Origin of the sequence: Variovorax sp. 160MFSha2.1 (genome assembly GCF_048305075.1) — a bacterium.
Lineage (GTDB): Bacteria > Pseudomonadota > Gammaproteobacteria > Burkholderiales > Burkholderiaceae_C > Variovorax > Variovorax guangxiensis.
This window is the reverse complement of the sequence record NZ_CP157624.1, coordinates 2,349,324-2,365,199: the sequence shown is the minus strand read 5'-3', so window position 1 is coordinate 2,365,199 and position 15,876 is coordinate 2,349,324. Positions and strand designations below refer to the sequence as shown.

At 68.2% G+C, this 15,876-nt stretch carries 16 protein-coding genes; 8 read left to right on the top strand and 8 right to left on the bottom strand.

What is annotated here, in order from left to right:
• Positions 1 to 52: 52 nt before the first annotated feature.
• From ABL838_RS10485 to egtB, 4 genes are all read right to left on the bottom strand, one after another.
• A complete protein-coding gene (locus tag ABL838_RS10485; RefSeq protein ID WP_184636216.1) occupies positions 53 to 808 on the bottom strand; it encodes a 2OG-Fe dioxygenase family protein in 756 nt (251 codons plus the stop codon).
• A complete protein-coding gene (locus ABL838_RS10480; protein ID WP_126024165.1) occupies positions 805 to 1,089 on the bottom strand; it encodes a DUF427 domain-containing protein in 285 nt (94 codons plus the stop codon). Before ABL838_RS10480 ends, ABL838_RS10485 begins: the two co-directional genes overlap by 4 nt.
• 784 nt (positions 1,090 to 1,873) lie before the next feature.
• Entirely contained in the window at positions 1,874 to 2,770 is an 897-nt protein-coding gene (egtD, locus tag ABL838_RS10475; protein WP_418125855.1) for an L-histidine N(alpha)-methyltransferase, read from the bottom strand.
• 131 nt (positions 2,771 to 2,901) lie between these two features.
• Positions 2,902 to 4,161 (bottom strand): ergothioneine biosynthesis protein EgtB, encoded by a 1,260-nt coding sequence (gene egtB / locus ABL838_RS10470; protein WP_184636212.1) that lies wholly within the window; start codon positions 4,159 to 4,161, stop codon positions 2,902 to 2,904.
• Between the two features lie 167 nt (positions 4,162 to 4,328).
• Here egtB and ABL838_RS10465 point away from each other — a divergent pair, with 167 nt between their 5' ends.
• Positions 4,329 to 5,675 (top strand): NAD(P)/FAD-dependent oxidoreductase, encoded by a 1,347-nt coding sequence (locus tag ABL838_RS10465; RefSeq protein WP_184636210.1) that lies wholly within the window; start codon positions 4,329 to 4,331, stop codon positions 5,673 to 5,675.
• Between the two features lie 11 nt (positions 5,676 to 5,686).
• Complete coding sequence (locus ABL838_RS10460) at positions 5,687 to 5,935, top strand: hypothetical protein (RefSeq protein WP_418119812.1); 249 nt, start codon at positions 5,687 to 5,689, stop codon at positions 5,933 to 5,935.
• 21 nt (positions 5,936 to 5,956) lie between these two features.
• Here the strand turns inward: ABL838_RS10460 and ABL838_RS10455 are convergent, their stop codons facing one another.
• Both ABL838_RS10455 and ABL838_RS10450 read right to left on the bottom strand, forming a co-directional pair.
• Positions 5,957 to 7,900: a PhoX family protein gene (locus ABL838_RS10455; protein ID WP_418125262.1), complete on the bottom strand. Its 1,944-nt coding sequence runs from the start codon at positions 7,898 to 7,900 to the stop codon at positions 5,957 to 5,959.
• 96 nt (positions 7,901 to 7,996) lie between these two features.
• Entirely contained in the window at positions 7,997 to 8,551 is a 555-nt protein-coding gene (locus ABL838_RS10450) for a thermonuclease family protein (protein WP_369658805.1), read from the bottom strand.
• 141 nt (positions 8,552 to 8,692) lie between these two features.
• Between ABL838_RS10450 and ABL838_RS10445 the strand changes: the two genes are divergently transcribed.
• Positions 8,693 to 9,175 (top strand): tetratricopeptide repeat protein, encoded by a 483-nt coding sequence (locus tag ABL838_RS10445; RefSeq protein ID WP_418125261.1) that lies wholly within the window; start codon positions 8,693 to 8,695, stop codon positions 9,173 to 9,175.
• Between the two features lie 18 nt (positions 9,176 to 9,193).
• On the opposite strand, the gene ABL838_RS10440 is transcribed toward ABL838_RS10445, so the two are convergent.
• A complete protein-coding gene (locus tag ABL838_RS10440) occupies positions 9,194 to 10,891 on the bottom strand; it encodes a long-chain fatty acid--CoA ligase (protein ID WP_418125260.1) in 1,698 nt (565 codons plus the stop codon).
• Between the two features lie 226 nt (positions 10,892 to 11,117).
• On the opposite strand from ABL838_RS10440, the gene ABL838_RS10435 reads away from it, so the two are divergent.
• Complete coding sequence (locus ABL838_RS10435) at positions 11,118 to 11,558, top strand: OsmC family protein (protein ID WP_184636200.1); 441 nt, start codon at positions 11,118 to 11,120, stop codon at positions 11,556 to 11,558.
• Between the two features lie 45 nt (positions 11,559 to 11,603).
• Complete coding sequence (locus ABL838_RS10430; RefSeq protein WP_418125259.1) at positions 11,604 to 12,572, top strand: Bug family tripartite tricarboxylate transporter substrate binding protein; 969 nt, start codon at positions 11,604 to 11,606, stop codon at positions 12,570 to 12,572.
• A gap of 15 nt (positions 12,573 to 12,587) precedes the next feature.
• On the opposite strand, the gene ABL838_RS10425 is transcribed toward ABL838_RS10430, so the two are convergent.
• Complete coding sequence (locus ABL838_RS10425) at positions 12,588 to 13,310, bottom strand: Crp/Fnr family transcriptional regulator (protein WP_418125258.1); 723 nt, start codon at positions 13,308 to 13,310, stop codon at positions 12,588 to 12,590.
• 141 nt (positions 13,311 to 13,451) lie between these two features.
• On the opposite strand from ABL838_RS10425, the gene ABL838_RS10420 reads away from it, so the two are divergent.
• Genes ABL838_RS10420 through ABL838_RS10410 form a run of 3 tightly spaced genes read left to right on the top strand, consistent with a single transcriptional unit; the run spans position 13,452 to position 15,862 of the window.
• Complete coding sequence (locus ABL838_RS10420; protein ID WP_418119806.1) at positions 13,452 to 13,970, top strand: ester cyclase; 519 nt, start codon at positions 13,452 to 13,454, stop codon at positions 13,968 to 13,970.
• Entirely contained in the window at positions 13,967 to 14,740 is a 774-nt protein-coding gene (locus ABL838_RS10415) for an SDR family NAD(P)-dependent oxidoreductase (protein WP_418125257.1), read from the top strand. Before ABL838_RS10420 ends, ABL838_RS10415 begins: the two co-directional genes overlap by 4 nt.
• A gap of 48 nt (positions 14,741 to 14,788) precedes the next feature.
• Positions 14,789 to 15,862 (top strand): hypothetical protein, encoded by a 1,074-nt coding sequence (locus tag ABL838_RS10410; RefSeq protein WP_418125256.1) that lies wholly within the window; start codon positions 14,789 to 14,791, stop codon positions 15,860 to 15,862.
• Positions 15,863 to 15,876 lie beyond the last annotated feature (14 nt).

Genomic DNA, 15,876 nt, shown 5'->3' with positions numbered 1-15,876 from the left:
AGCAGGCTGTAGGACTCGTGCCAGCAAGGGCAAGCCCCGAGATCGCCCAGCTTCAGTCCCCCTGGAAACCCTCGGCCCGGCAGGTGATCACCAGCGTGTCGCGCCAGCCCTCGCCGCCCTCTTCGAGCGGCTGGATCGGCGTCGACTCGTGGATCACGCGCGCATCGTCGAGCAGCAGAAGCGTCCACGGCTCGGTCATCGTGAAGCGCTCGCCACGCCTTCCGTTGGCCTCGAACACGCGTGTCTCTCCGCCCTTGATGCCGTGCCGCCCCACGAGCGCGACAGCCACCAGATCCACACCATCGCGGTGCGCGCCCTCGGGCGTGGGGCGACCGATGCCGCCGGCGGTGTCGATGCGGAACTGATGCGCCTCCACGTACCAGCGCTGCGCCGCACCGCGCATCTCGCTGCTGGCCTTCCCGAGCTGCTGCAGCAGCCGCTGCCACACCGGCTGCGCGATGGTGGCGTCGAGCATCGGCGCAAACCAGCGCTGCATGCCGCCATGCAGCGCGTTGTATTCCACCGGCTGCCAGTGCGCGCGATGCGGCACCTGGGCGAGCGTGGCCTGCTCGTCGGCTTCGACGGTGAAGCAGGCATGGCGTCGCGTGCGATAGCGGCCGCCGTCCTTCAGGTAGTCGTCGGGCGGAAGATCGTTCCAGTCGGCATGCAGCGCTTCGAGCTGCGCGACCGGGAGACCGAGCCATTCGGCTACGCCTTGGGGGCTCAGCACGGCATAGCCTTGATCGCGCAGCGCGGCGGGCAGCTCGGCCGGCGAAATGAACGGAGGAGTGAAGGCGGCGGTGGTCACTGCGCGCTGACCTTCACGTCCTTCCAGAACGCGACGCGGTCGCGGATCTCTTCGGCTTCGGGCTTCGGATCGGCGTAGTACCAGGCGGCGTCGGTGTTGAGTTCGCCGTTGACCAGCAGCGAGTAGTAGTTCGCTGTGCCCTTCCAGGGGCAGGTGGTCTTGTGATTGCTGAAGGTGACGAAGTCGCGGTTGAGCGAGCTCATCGGGAAATAGTGGTTGCCTTCGACGAGGACTGTGTCGTCGCTTTCGGCGATGGTTACGCCGTTCCAGGTTGCTTTCATGATTTTTGGGGTCTCCAGGGCGGCTGGCTGCCGCTGCGGGGGTTATTGTGCCGCTGCTGGGGGGTTGGGCTTTTTTGGGGTACCTGTATCTACCCTGTTTGAGGGTTTGTTTTCCGGGGCCGGGTCTCGGCCCGGCGGCCGACCTACTTTTCTTTGCTTCGCCAAAGAAAAGTAGGCAAAAGAAAGGCGACCCTACTGTCTGCGTCCCTTCGCTTCGCTACGGGCAACCTGCGGTGCTCGACGTAGGAGGGGGTCCGCAGAACTCGCTTCGCTCAAACAGCTGCGGCCCTGATCCCTCCTACGTCTGCGCTCCTCGGCGCAGCCAGAAGGGATCGACACGCGCCATCGCTGCGCTCGGCTTCTGAACAGCCTTGGACTGGCCTTCGCTTCGCTCGGCCAGGGATCCAAGGTCAGAACCGATTCCGGCGGCGCCAACAGCGCACGCAACCCCAACAAGCCCGTCGTCTCATTCCAAGCACGGCAGGTGCGAAGCGCCTGCCGTGCCTTGGGGGCCGAGCAACGCGATGGCCCGAGCATCTCCCCTCCCCTCTGGCTGCGCCGAGGAGCGCAGCGTTTCGCGGATAAGGGCTCGCAGTTGTCTGAGCGAAGCGAGTTCTGCGAGACCCCGCGAAACGCGAGCACCACAGGTTGCCCCGTAGCGCAGCGAAGGGGTCGCAGACAGTGGGGTCGCCTTTTCTTTGCCTACTTTCTTTTGGCGAAGCAAAAGAAAGTAGGGCGGCCGCCGGGCCGAGACCCGGCCCCGGGAAACAAGCAACCAAAGGACTCAAGCAGCCAACCAGTGCACGCTGAACAGCCTCTCAGAATCAGTCCAAACCGCCCCAGGCCGAAACCCAGCCCTAACAGCCAACGCCCGAAGCCCCTCAACAGTGAACTTATGCGAGTACTCCGTATGAATAGTCTCGCCTTCCTCAAACCCGAACACCTGCCCATTCAAAGAAACACTCTGAGCCCGCCGACTCACAAGATGCATCTCGATCCGCTGCCGAGGCGCGTTGTAGAACGCCGCATGCGAGAACCCATCGAGGTCGAAGTCGGCATCCAACTCAGCATTGGCCCGACGCAACAGATTCAGGTTGAACTCCCCCGTAACCCCCTGCGCATCGTTGTAAGCCGCATGCAACCGCCCCGGATCCTTCACCAGATCCACCCCGATCAGCAGCCCGCCTCCACGCAACATTCGCGCAGCCAGCTGCAGAAAAGCCAGCGCCTCGTCGGGCTCGAAGTTTCCGATCGTCGACCCGGGAAAGAATCCAACCCGTCGACCTGAACCAGCCATGGGCGCAGGCAGCACCAGCGGCATCGTGTAGTCGGCCGCGATAGGCTGCACCACCAGCTCCGGATAGTCCGCCTTCAGCCGCTGCGCGGCAGCCTCCAGATACTCCCCCGAGATGTCGATAGGCAGATACCGCTTGGGCGTCTCCAGCGCATCGAGCAGCAGCCGAACCTTGGTCAGCGACCCCGCTCCGAACTCGACGATCTCCGCATTCGGCCCGATCTGCCCCGCAATCTCCCCAGCGCATTCGCCAAGAATGCGCAGCTCCGTACGCGTCGGGTAGTACTCGGGCAGTTCGCAGATGCGGTCGAACAGCTGCGAGCCTGCCGCGTCGTAGAAGAACTTCGGCGAGATGCTGCGCGGCGAACGCGCCAGTCCCGCCTGCATCTCGCGGCCGAACTCGGACAGCGGCGCTGCAGTTGCATCGGCCCGCGACGAAGACGAAGCTGCCGGCTTCTGCCGCGCCTTCGCGGGCACGAAGGATGACAGCGAGGACGAGGAAGTTGGATTGCGCATGATCAAAGGTCTTTCGCGAGCCGCAGCCCCGTGAACTGCCAGCGCGCCGCCGGCGGGAAGAAGTTGCGATAGCTGGGCCGCGCATGCCCGGCCGGCGTGGCGACGCTGCCGCCGCGCAGCACCAGTTGCCCCACCATGAACTTGCCGTTGTATTCGGCGGCGATGCCCGGCAGTGGCCTGAAGCCGGGATACGGGTCGTACGACGACCGCGTCCATTGCCAGACATGTCCGGTCATCTGCGAGATGCCGGGCGCATCGTGCGCCGCCTCCCATTCGAACTCGGTCGGCAGCCGCGCGCCGGCCCATTCGGCGTAGGCGGCGGCTTCATAAAAGCTGAGCTGCGACACCGGCGCGTCGGCCTCCATCGGCCGCACGCCGTGCAGGCCGAACACATGCCAGCCACCTCCGGCCTGGGCCGTGGCGGCACCGGCGAAACGCAGCCTCGGATCGTCCTGCGCCAGCCAGTAGGCCGGATGCCGCCAGCCATTGGCCTGCACCGCGGCCCAGCCGTCGGACAGCCACAGGTCGGGCCGCTGGTAGCCGCCGTCGGCGATGAACTGGGCGAAGTCGCCGCAGCTCACCAGTCGGTCGGCAATGGCATAAGGCTGCAGCAGCGCACGGTGGCGCGGCGTTTCGTTGTCGAAGGAGAAGCCGGTGCCGGCGTGCCCCACCTCGGCCACGCCACCGTGCTGCTCGATCCAGCGCATCGCGGGCGGCACCGCGGCAAGGCGCAGCGCGGGGCCGCCGGCGGGCCTGTAGGCGGGCAGCATCGGGTTGCAGGAGAACGCATGCAGGATGTCGGTGAGAAGCAGCTCCTGGTGCTGCTGCTCGTGGTGCAGGCCCAGCGTGACGATGGGCTCGATCACGCTCCAGTCGGGCCCGCCCTCTTCCAGCAGCGCCACCACGGCCTCGTCGACATGGCGGCGGTACTCGTGCACCTCGTCCAGCGACGGCCGCGTGAGCAGGCCGCGCTGCGGGCGCGGATGGCGCGGGCCGAGCGCCTCGTAGTACGAGTTGAAGAGATAGAGAAAGCGCGCGTCGAAGGGCTGGTAGCCGCTGGCGTGCGGCTGCAGCAGCACGCTTTCGAAGAACCAGGTGGTGTGCGCCAGGTGCCACTTGGTGGGGCTGGCATCGGGCATCGACTGGATGCACTGGTCTTCGGCGGACAGCGGGGCGGCAAGCGTCAGGCTGGCTGCGCGCACTTCGCGAAACCTGTCGCGCAGGGCGCCCGCCGCCTGAGTGGTCGGCCGGGAAAGCGTCATGGAGTCTCCAGTCGGGTCAGCCGCAAGTTGTAGCCCATCCGGGTCGCGGCGGCACGTAGGACAAAACGCCGCAGGCCTGCCGCCGCGACTTCGGCAAAGAGCACAAGGGGGAGCCACTGTGGCACAAGACGCCGGGGCGTGCAGGAGGGCTGCGTATCATCCGACGCATGCAAACGACCAACCCATCGGGCAGGCCCAAAGTCGTCATCGTCGGCTGCGGATTCGGCGGACTCGAAGCGGCGCGCAAGCTGCAGAACGCCAATGTCGACGTGACGGTGATCGACAAGACCAACCACCACCTGTTCCAGCCGCTGCTGTACCAGGTGGCGACCGCCGGGCTGGCCGCACCGTCCATCGCGGCGCCGGTGCGCGGGCTGTTCCGCAAGCAGCAGAACATCACGACGCTGCTGGGCGAGGTGAGCGGCATCGATCCGGCCTCGCGGTCGGTGCAGCTGGCCAACGGCGACCGCGTGCCGTACGACCACCTGATCGTCGCCGCCGGCGCCACGCACAGCTACTTCGGGCACGACGAGTGGTCCACCGTGGCGCCCGGGCTGAAGACGCTGGCCGATGCCTTCGAGATCCGCCGCCGCGTGCTGCTGTCCTTCGAGACCGCCGAGATCACCGCCGACCTGGAACGCCGTCGCGCCCTGCTCACCTTCGTGGTGATCGGCGCCGGCCCCACGGGCGTCGAGATGGCGGGCACGCTGGCCGAGATCGCCAAGCACACGCTCTCGGGCGAGTTCCGCCACATCGATCCGGCCAGCGCGCAGGTGCTGCTGGTCGAAGGCGGCCCGCGCGTGCTGCAGGCCATGCCCGAGTCGCTGAGCCAGAAGGCGCTGGAGCAGTTGCAGAAGCTGGGCGTCGAAGTGCGGCTGAACGCGCGGGTGACCTCCATCGACACCACCGGGCTCGAAGTGCAGACTGGCGGCGGCGCGGACGGTGCTCCGGTCGACAGCTACCGAATCGATAGCAGCTGCGTGGTGTGGGCGGCCGGCGTGGCGGCTTCGCCGCTGGGCCGCATGCTCGGCGCGGCCACGGGCGTCGAATGCGACCGCGCGGGCCGCATCAAGGTCGAGCCCGACCTGAGCCTCGCGGGCCACCCCGAGATCAGCGTGGTTGGCGACCTCGCCGCCGCCATGAGCCACGCGCCTGGCAAGCCGCCCAGGCCGGTGCCCGGCGTGTCGCCCGGCGCCAAGCAGGCGGGGCGCGCGGCGGCCGCCAACATCCTGCGCCGCATCGCGGGCCAGCCGACGGTGCCGTTCCGCTATGCCGACTACGGCAACCTTGCGACCATCGGCCGCAACTCGGCGGTGGTCGACCTGGGCACGCCTTTCGGCCCGCTGCGCTTCAGCGGCCGGCTCGCATGGCTGTTCTGGCTGTTCGCGCACGCCTACTTCCTGATCGGCTTTCGCAACCGCGTGGTCGTGATGATGGATTGGGCCAGCGCCTACTGGAGCTTCCAGCGCAACGCGCGCGTGGTGGCCGACGTTCAAGGCAAAAGCGAATCCTGAAAACCAGTTACATGCTCTCGCTCTTCATCTGGATCGCGGCGCATGCGGCCGAAGCGCTGTTCTGCCTCTGGGTGCTGCGCTGGGGCGGCGCCGAGCGGCTCGAAGGCACCTTCGCCTCGGGCTTTTTCTTCAGCAACTTCGCGCCGCGCTGGAGCGCCGAGGGGCTGAAGATGGCGGCGCTGATCCTGCTGCTGTTCTGCGCCGTCAGCTTCGTCGCGGGCCTGTTCGTGCCGGGGCTGCGCTGCTGGGGCAGCTGCTAGCAGCGCCCTGCCCCCCAAGCCTCAAGTCCCGATCACGCCGCCGTCGTTCTTGGTGATGGCGATGGTCGCCGAGCGCGGCCGGCCCGCGCCGTCGGGCCACTTCGACACGGCGAGCGGGCGGTCGGGATCGCTGCGCTCGTTGGCCGGTTCGCCCGGATGCTGGATGTTGATGAACAGCGTGCGCAGGTCGGGCGTGGCAGTGAGGCCGGAGATCTCGCAGCCGGCCGGGCCGAGCAGGAAGCGGCGGATCTCGCCCTTGGTCGGGTCGCAGGCCAGCATCTGGTTGTTGGGCAGGTTGGCGTACTCGCCCTTGCCCAGCGTGGAGGTCGACACGTCGGTCTCGATCCACAGCACGCCGCGCGCGTCGACCATCAGGCCGTCGGGGCTGCCGAAGGTGTCGCCCCTGATGTTGCCTTGCGCCTCGTAGCGCGTCTGCTTCGGATCGCCCGCGAGCACGAGGTGGTTCCACGTGAACTTGGTGGCATCGAGGTCGCCGCTTTCCTTCCAGCGGATGATCTGGCCCATCGTGTTGTTGGAGCGCGGGTTGGCCGCGTCCATGAAGGGCTGGCCGGCGGCGCCGCGGTTGCTGTTGTTGGTGAGCGTGCAGTAGACCTCCTTGGTCAGCGGGTCCACCGTGGTCCACTCGGGGCGGTCCATCTTCGTGGCGCCCAGCAGGTCGCTGGCCTGGCGCGCCTTGATGAGCACGTCGCCCTGGGTCGTGAAGCCCTTGTCGGCCACGAGGCCACCCTTGCCTTGCGTGAGCGGCAGCCATTCGCCGGTGCCATCCACGTCGAAGCGGGCCACATACAGCGTGCCGTGGTCGAGCAGGTCGCGGTTGGCGGCCGCGCCGCCGGGCTTGACCGCGTCGCGGCTCACGAACTTGTAGATGTATTCGAAGCGCGAGTCCTCGCCCATGTAGACGACGGCACGGCCGTCGTTGGTGAGCGCGGTGGCTGCGCCCTCGTGCGCGGCGCGGCCCATCGCGGTGCGCTTGCGCGGCGTGGAGGCGGGGTCCTGCGGGTCGATCTCGACCACCCAGCCGTAGCGGTTCGATTCGTTCGGGTGCTTCGACACATCGAAGCGCGCCTCGTGCTCGTGCCAGCGGTACTTGGCGCCGTTGCCTTTCTTGATGCCCCAGCGCTTCTGGTGGGCGTCGGGCGTATCGGTGCCCTCGAAGTAGTCGGCGAAGTTCTCTTCGCAGGTGAGGTAGGTACCCCACGGCGTGTGGCCGTTGGAGCAATTGTTGAAGGTGCCCAGCACCTGCGTGCCCGAGGGGTCGGCGGCGGTGCGCAGCATCGCGTGGCCGGCGGCGGGGCCGGTGAGCGTCATCGGGGTGAGCGCGGTGATGCGACGCGCGAAGCGCGAGGGCGCGAGCTGGGTCCACTTGCCGAAGCCGTCGCGCTGCAGCTCGATGACCGACACGCCGTGCGCGTTCATCGACTTGCGCACCTTCTCGGGCGTCCAGGTCTTCATGCCGTCGGGGTGAAGCAGGCCATCGTCGACGTATTCGTGGTTCAGCACCAGCAGGCCACGGTTGGAGCCTTCGATCGGGAAGAAGGCCATGCCGTCGTGATGCATGCCGGCTTGCAGCGCCTGCTCTTCGGCGGTGTTGGAACCGTCGGTCTTGAAGGCGGGCATGGCGCCCGCGATGCCGGTCGGGTCGCCCCAGCGATAGAGAACCTGGGTGCTGTAGCCCTCGGGCACGACCACGGTGTCGACGGCTGCCATGGGCACGCTCTTGAAGCCGATGGAGCGGCCCAGGCCGCTCACGTTGCCGCTTCCTCCGGTGGTGCCGGTGGTGGCGCATCCGGCCAGAGTGCCGGCCGCCAGCGGGCCGAAGAGCCCGGCCACCGCCGCCGCCATGCCGCCGCGCACGAACACACGCCGGGCCGGGTCGGAAACGTCATGGATCGTGGGGTTGGTGGAGGGATTGGAGTCCTCCATGCGGGCGAAGTCTTTGGCCATGTTCTTGTCGCGGGGGATTGTGGGAACCCGCCATGCTCCGGAGATCCCGTGAATTTGCCGTGACATTGGCAACCTGGGCTCCAGGCACCGGCAGGCTCAGAAAAGGCTGCCCCAATGGCCGCCGCCCCAGTGCGGCCGTGCCTGTTCGTCGCGCTGGTGCTTGCGCCATTCCCATGGCGGCGTCGGCTTCGGGTCGGCCCAGAGGCCGGCGCGGCGCGCCTGAGCGCGCTCCTGGAGCTTGAACAAGCCGCCGCCGCGCTTGGTGGCGAGGCGGTTGTAGTCGTACACCCAGGCCCAGCCCTCGGAGACCATGCGGCTGCCGGCGTCCTCGCCGTTGCAGCTCACGTCGGCCACGGTGCGGCCGTAGCGGTCGGTGTCGACCTCGGTGATGAGCGCCTGCTCGCCGAAGCAGATGCCGCCGAGCGCCTGCCTGCTGCGCTGGCCGTAGGGCTGGGCCTTCTCGGGCGCGTCGATGGCTGCGATGCGCACCTTCACGCGCTCGTAGGCGCCGATGCGCCCGCAGCGGGCGGTGAGCGTGTCGCCGTCGCTGATGCCGACGACGAGGCAGTTGCGCGGCGCGGCCTGGGAGAGAAGGGGAAAGGCAAGAAGAGCGAGAGCAAGAAGACTGGAAGGCAGCGCGCGAAAGTGCATGAAAAAGCCGGAAGGACCAGGAGATTGGCAGAATGGCCGGTCCGATCGAGGCTAAGTGATGCGCACGCCGGAAAAGATCGGGACACAGTTTTTTTCTTTCTTGCGTTCTTCCCTGAACGGCGCTTCGAAGGAGACCCGCACATGCAGGAACCCACCCGGGACGACTGGTTTTTCGCGGCCAACGACGCATGGGACGCCGGCGCGCACAAGAAGGCGCTGTCGCTGTTCCTCAAGGCCGCTGCAGCCGGCGAGACGCACGCGCTCAACAGCGTCGGCTACTTCCTCGACCACGGCATCGGCGTGAAGCAGGACAGCGCCGCCGCCCGACTCTGGTATCGCAAGGCGGCCAGGGCAGGCGACATTGCGGGCTGCGCCAACCTGGCCATCTGCTACCGCGACGAAGGCAATTTCCGCTGGGCCCGCTACTGGTTCGAGCGCGCCTACGCACAGGGCGACGGCGACGCAGCGCTGGAGCTGGGCCGCCTCTTCCTCTGGGAAGGCCCGCACAAGAACCACCGCAAGGTCGTCGACTACCTGACGAAGGCGACGCTGGCGGCTTCGGTTACGCCCGATGGGAAGAAAGAAGCCGGGAGATTGTTGAAGTCGATGGGGCGCAAGGAGTAGCGCGCCCCCGGCTCCAGCTCACTTCCCCGCGTTCTCATCCTCCTGCAGCAGCCGCCACATCACCTTCCCGCTCCCGCTCTTGGGCAGCGCATCGACGAACTGCACCTTGCGCGGGATCTTGTAGACGGCCATGTTCTCGCGGCACCAGTCGATGATCTGCTGCTCGGTGGTGTCCTTGTGGGTGGGGCGCAGCACCACCACGGCCTTGACGGATTCGCCGCGGTAGTCGTCCCTGGTCGAGATCACGCAGGCTTCCTGGATGGCCGGGTGGCGGAACATCAGCAGCTCGACCTCGGCCGGCCACACCTTGAAGCCGCTCGCGTTGATCATGCGTTTCAGGCGGTCGGTGATGAAGAAGTAGCCATCCTCGTCCATGCGGCCCATGTCGCCCGAGCGGAAGAAGCGCTTGCCCTCGAATTCGACGAAAGCTGCCGCAGTGGCATCGGGGCGCTTCCAGTAGCCCTGGAACACCTCTGGCCCGTGGATGATGATCTCGCCCGATTCGCCGATGGGCATTTCCTTCAGCGTGTCGGGGTCGACCACGCGGGCGTCGGTGCTCATGAAAGGGATGCCCAGGCACTGCTGCTTGGGGTGGTCCGACGGGTTGGTGTGCGAGGGCGCGGCGGTCTCGGTGAGGCCGTAGCCCTCCTGGTACTTCAGGCCGTACTGCTCGAACAGGCGTTGCGCCACTGCCTGCGGCATGGCGGCGCCGCCGCCGCCGATGTAGGTCATGCTCGACAGGTCGTAGTTCGCGAAGTTGGGGCTGGCCATCAGGTCGATGACCATGGTCGGGATGTTGGTCCACGCCGTCACCTTCCAGCGCGAGATGAGCCGGCCGGCCACGTCGCGGTCCCAGCGCGGCATGATGATCAGCGTGGCCGCCGCGAGGATGGCCGTGTGCATCATGCTCACCACGCCGGTGATGTGGAACATGGGCACCACGGCCAGCACCACCGTCTCGGAGGTCGAGCCGCCCCACATCAGGCCCGCGAAGGCGTTGTGCATCAGGCTCGAGTGGTGGTGGACGCAGCCCTTGGGCAGGCCGGTGGTGCCGCTGGTGTAGGGCAGCAGCGCCATGTCGTTGGCGCCCACGACGTGCTCGGGCGGCGTGTGGCCGGCTTCGAGCGCGTCGGTCCAGGCGATGACCTTGCCGCCTTCCAGAGCGGGCAGCGGATGGCGGGTGGTGAGCCATTCCTTCCAGGCGGGCGCCGGGGCGTCGTCGCCCGAGGCATCGGCATCGAAGGCGTCGGTGAACTGGGTCACGATCATGTGGTCCAGCCGCTGCCCGGGTGGCAGCGCGTTGCTGGCCTTGGCCAGCTCGGGCGCCAGGTCGCCGGTGATGATGGCCACCCTGGCGTCCGGGTCGGTGATGTAGTGCTTGAGCTCCTCGGCCCGGTTCATCGGGTTGACCGGCACCACCACCGCGTTGGCGCGCAGGATCGCGAAATGCGCGATCACCAGCTGCGGGCAGTTCTGCATGTCCAGGATCACGCGGTCGCCGCGCTTCACGCCCAGCGCGTGCAGCGTGCCGGCCAGCTTCTCGGCCTGCGCGGCGAAGTCGCGGTAGCTGGTCACCCGGCCGAAGAACACCAGCGCGGGCTTGTCGGGGTAGCGCGCGGCCGAGGTGGCCAGGTTGTGCCAGAGCGAGGTGGCGGGGACGGTGATCGAATGCGGCAGGCGCTTGGGCCAGAACTTGTGGTGCAGGCGTTGTTCCATGGTTGAAACGGGCGGAAGGAGGAAAGAGGGAAGGAAGGGAAAGCAGCTTTGCGCCAGCCTAAGCCGCCGCGCCCGCCGCTCCCATCGGGGAAGCCCCCGGGGCGTCACCTTGGCGACGCCCATTTTTCTGACGCGGCATGCGACGCGATGTGCGACTACAGACAAGCGCCCCCGCTTCGGCGATACCTGCTGACCCGCAACCCGTCACCGCAATGAAGGAGTCGACATGGCAGCAGACAAGCACGCGAGCGTTCACTGGGAAGGCGCCGGCAAGACCGGCAAGGGCCTGATCAGCACCGAGACCGGCGCCCTGAAGGACTACCCCTACGGCTTCGCCAGCCGCTTCGAGGACGACAAGCGCGGCACCAACCCCGAGGAGATCGTCGGCGCGGCCCATGCTGCCTGCCTGACGATGGCTTTCGCGTTCGCGCTGGAACGAGAAGGCCTGACAGCCACGAAGATCGACACCCGGGCCGCCGTGCGCCTGGCCAAGGATGGCGCGGGCTTCAAGATCGACCGCATCCAGCTCGAACTCGACGCCAGCGTGCCGAACCTCGACGAGGCGAAGTTCCAGGAGATCGCGGCCGCCGCCAAGGCCGGATGCCCGCTGTCGAAGGCGCTGGCGAGCGTGCCCGAGATCACGCTGAAGGCGACGCTGGCCGGCTGAGCGGGCTGCCTATGATCGTCTCCTCACAAGAACAGGAGACGGATCATGAACAAGCCCTTTCGCGCCGCGCTCGCGGCCATTTCCCTCGGCCTCGGCGCCACGGCGGCAACGGCCGCCTTTCCCGACAAGCCGATCAAGATCGTCATCGGCTTCCCGGCCGGCGGGCCGCTCGACCAGCATGCGCGCCTGCTGACCGACAAGCTGCAGGCCGTGCTGGGCCAGCCGCTGATCGTCGACTACAAGCCCGGCGCGGGCGGCTCGGTGGGCGCCGACGCGGTCGCCAAGAGCCCGGCCGACGGCTACACGCTGATGCTGGCCAACACCGGAGTGGCGGTGATCAACGGCGCGCTCTACAGCAAGCTGCCCTACAACACGCAGCGCGACTTCGTGCCCATCGCGCGCACCGCGATGCAGCCGCTGGCGCTGCTGGTCACGCCCAGGCTGCCGGTGCAGAACCTGAAACAGTTCATCGACTACGCCAAGGCGCGGCCCGGCCAGGTCAACTACGGCTCGGCCGGCAACGGCGGCATCAGCCACCTGGTGCCCGAGATGTTCAAGACCGCCACGGGCATCTTCATGGTGCACATCCCCTATCGCGGCAGCGCGCCAGCCTTCACCGACCTGATGGGCGGGCAGGTGCAGTTCATGGCCGAGTCGATCCCGCAGGCGGCCAACTATCACAAGCAGGGCAAGGTGCGCGCCCTGGCCGTGACCAGCCGCGAGCGCAACCCCGCCCTGCCCGACATCCCGACCGTCATCGAATCGGGCGTCAAGGGCTTCGAGGTGGTGGGCTTCTACGGCTTCCTCGCGCCGAAGGACACGCCCAAGGACGTGGTCGCGAAGCTCAGCGATGCCTTCAAACAGGTGCTCAACAACCCCGAGGTGCGCGAGCGCATGGTGAGCCAGGGCGCCGACCCGGCCTTCCTGGGCAGCGACGACTTCGCGCGCTTCCTCGCGACGGAAACGCCGCGCTGGGAGAAGGCGGTGAAGGCCTCCGGCGCACGGATGGACTGACCCGACCCGTGCGGCTCAGGGCGGCGTGGCCGCGTGCCGCTCGAGCCGCGCGCGGTCCAGCAGCTCGATGGCGCGGTAGCGCACGCGCAGCGTGCCGTCTTCCTCCCAGAGCTTGAGCTGCCGGTTCACGCTCTGGCGCGACACGCCGAGCATGAACGACAGGTCTTCCTGCGACACGCCCAGCAGCGTGCCGCCGCCCTCGCCCGTACCTTCGGCGCGCGCGTCCAGCGTGAGCAGCCGGTGCGCGAGCCGCACCGGCAGAGGCATCAGGATCACGTCGTCGATCCACGCCAGCGCCTGGCGCAGCCGCAGGCACACCAGCCGGGTGAAGGCCATGTGCACGTCAGGATGCTCGGCCACGAGCCGGTGGAAATCGGCCGCCGCGACCACCGCCATCTCGGTGGTGTCGACCGCGCAGGTGTCGTAGACGCGCTCGCGCCCCACCAGCAGCGACACCTCGCCGAACCAGTGGCCGGGTTCGAGCATCGCGATGACGGCCTCGCGCCCGCCCGGCGCCACCACGCTCACGCGCAGCGATCCTGAAACCACGCCGAAGAGCGCATCGGGCGACGAGCCCTTGTGGAAGAGCGATTCGCCGCGCGCCAGCGTGCGCCGGTGCGCCACTTCGAGCAGGCGCCGCTGCACGTGCTCGGCCAGCCGCATGTCGCCGTTGTGCACCGGCGATGGCTGCGCAGAGTCCGGCGCCGTGCCGGTCGATGAAGGGGGCGTGCGTGGCATCGCGGGTTTGTCCGTAGCGGCGATTGCCAACACCGGACAGTCTTGTTTCAGGGGCGTGCCGATAGTACGCAGCGAGCCCGGGCAGGCGCATTCGCGCCAACCCGATGTCAGCAGCTTTCCTGTCACATGGAGCACACCCCGATGAACGACGACAGCACCCCACGCACGGCACTCCAGGCCCGCCGCGAGCGCCTCGTGCTCGACCACTTCGCCGACGAGACCCGGCAGGACTTCGACGCGGTGCTCGGCACCTTCCCGCACCCCCACTACGAGCTGGTTCCCAGCGGCGAGGTGCACGACGGCATCGCCGAGGTGCGCCAGTACTACGTCGACACGCGCCGCGCATTTCCCGACCAGCGCCACGAGATCATCCAGCTGCGCCACGCCGACGATTCGGTGGTCGTCGAGTTCTGGCTGCTGGGCACCCACAAGGGCCCGCTGAAGGGCCTGCCGCCCACTGGCAACAGCTTCCGCTGCCGCATGAACGCCTTCTTCATCTTCGAGGGCGACCGGCTGGTGTGCGAGCGCGTGTACTTCGACACGCTGACGATGCTGCGGCAGCTGCTGGCGGGCGTGCCGGCCGAGCACGTCGGCGCGCTGGTGGGCGGCCTGCTGGGCCAGCCCGCCGCCGCACGCGCACCCGAGACGGCCTCGGCATGAGCGCGCTGCGCGGCGATGCGCTCGCGGGCCGGCACGCCATCGTGACCGGCGGGGCGCGCGGCATCGGGCTGGCGATCGCGCGGCGGCTCATGGCGGCGGGTACGAGCGTCGCGCTGTGGGATCTCGACGCATCGGTGCTGGCGGATGCCTTGCGCAAGCTCGAACCGCTCGGCACCGCCACATCGGCTGTGGTCGACGTGCGCGACGAAGAGCAGATCGCACACGCGGCCTCGCAGTCGAACGAGCGCTTCGGCGGCATCGACATCCTCGTCAACAACGCGGGCGTGCTCGGCCCGACCGTGCCGGTCTGGGAGCACACGCCCGCGCAATGGCGCAACGTGCTGGACGTCAACCTGACGGGCGCATGGCTGTGCTGCCGAGCGGTGGCGCCAACGATGCTCGCCCGGCGCCGCGGCCGCATCGTCAACATCGCCTCGGTCGCGGGCAAGGAGGGCAACGGCTTCAACGCCGCCTACTCCGCCTCGAAGGCCGGGCTCATCGCACTCACCAAGTCGTTGGGCAAGGAGATGGCCTCGTCCGGCGTGCTGGTGAACTGCATCACGCCCTCGGCGGCCGACACCGACGTGTTCGCGGCCGTGCCCGCAGAGCACCGCGAGCAGCTTCGCACCGCCCTGCTCTCGCGCGTGCCGATGGGGCGCTTCGTCGAGGTCGACGAGGTGGCGGCCATGGCCGCATGGCTCGCGTCGGACGACTGTTCCTTCAGCACCGGCGCGGTGTTCGACATCTCGGGCGGGCGCTCGATGTACTGAGCGCCCGCCCATCCATTTCGCTTCCTTCGAGGCAGACAAGGAGCCCCCATGATCCGAGACCCCGAACCCTCCGGCCTCGCGCAGCTCGCGGATTTCGACGGCGCGCGCGACGCCGCCATGCCCCAGGACCGCCTGCGCGCCGTCCGCCGCGCCGCCGAGGGCCTGCGCGAGCGCCTGCTCGACGCGCCGCCGGTGCGCTACGCACGCAGCTTCGACCTGCTGCGCATTCCCTACCCGGCCTGGTTCGCCTTCACCGGCGTGTATTCGCAGCAGTTGCTCAAGCCGCACATGGTGCATCTGCTGGCGCGCACGGTGCTCGTCCAGTACGACGACTTCGAGGGCCGGCTGCGCACCCTGCTGTTCACGCCGGCCGACTTCGAGGCCGGCAACGAGACGCCCTACTTCAAGCGCCTGGCCGCGCAGACGCCGAAGTTCCTGCACAAGGCCATCGCGCCGGTCTACCAGACCGTGCCGCAGGCGCTGGCGAGCTGCGGCGTGGCGCCAGAGCAGGTCGACTACATCACCTACGACCACCTCCACACGCAGGACGTGCGCCGCTGGCTGGGCAACGACGGCACGCCTGGCCTGCTGCCGAACGCGAAGCTGCTGGTGCACCGACAGGAATTCGCGAACGTGCAGGGCCTGATGCCGGTGCAGGCCGAGTGGTACTGCCCGCACGGGCTCGACGGCATCCCGGCCGAGCGAATCGTGGCCTTCGACGGCAGCATCCAGCTCGGGCGCGGGCTGGCGCTGGTGCACACGCCGGGCCACACCGAGGGCAACCATTCGCTGGTCTACCGCGCCGCCGACGGCCTGCGGGTGAGCAGCGAGAACGGTGTGTCGGCCGACAGCTGGGCGCCGCTGCAGTCGCGGCACAACGGCATCCGCCGCTACGCGCAAGCCACCGGTGCGGAGGTGATCCTCAACGGCAACACGCAGGAGAGCAGCAACGACCAGTACCTGTCGATGGTGCTGGAGAAGACGCTCGCGGGCACATCTTCCTCGCACGGCTTCAGCAACGTGGTGCCGTCGGCCGAATGCACGCCGCACTGGCTCTTTCCGGGCGCGCCAGCCAGCTTCCTCTGGGGCGAGACCAGCTTCGGAACGCCGATGACGGCCTGACCCAACAACGACAA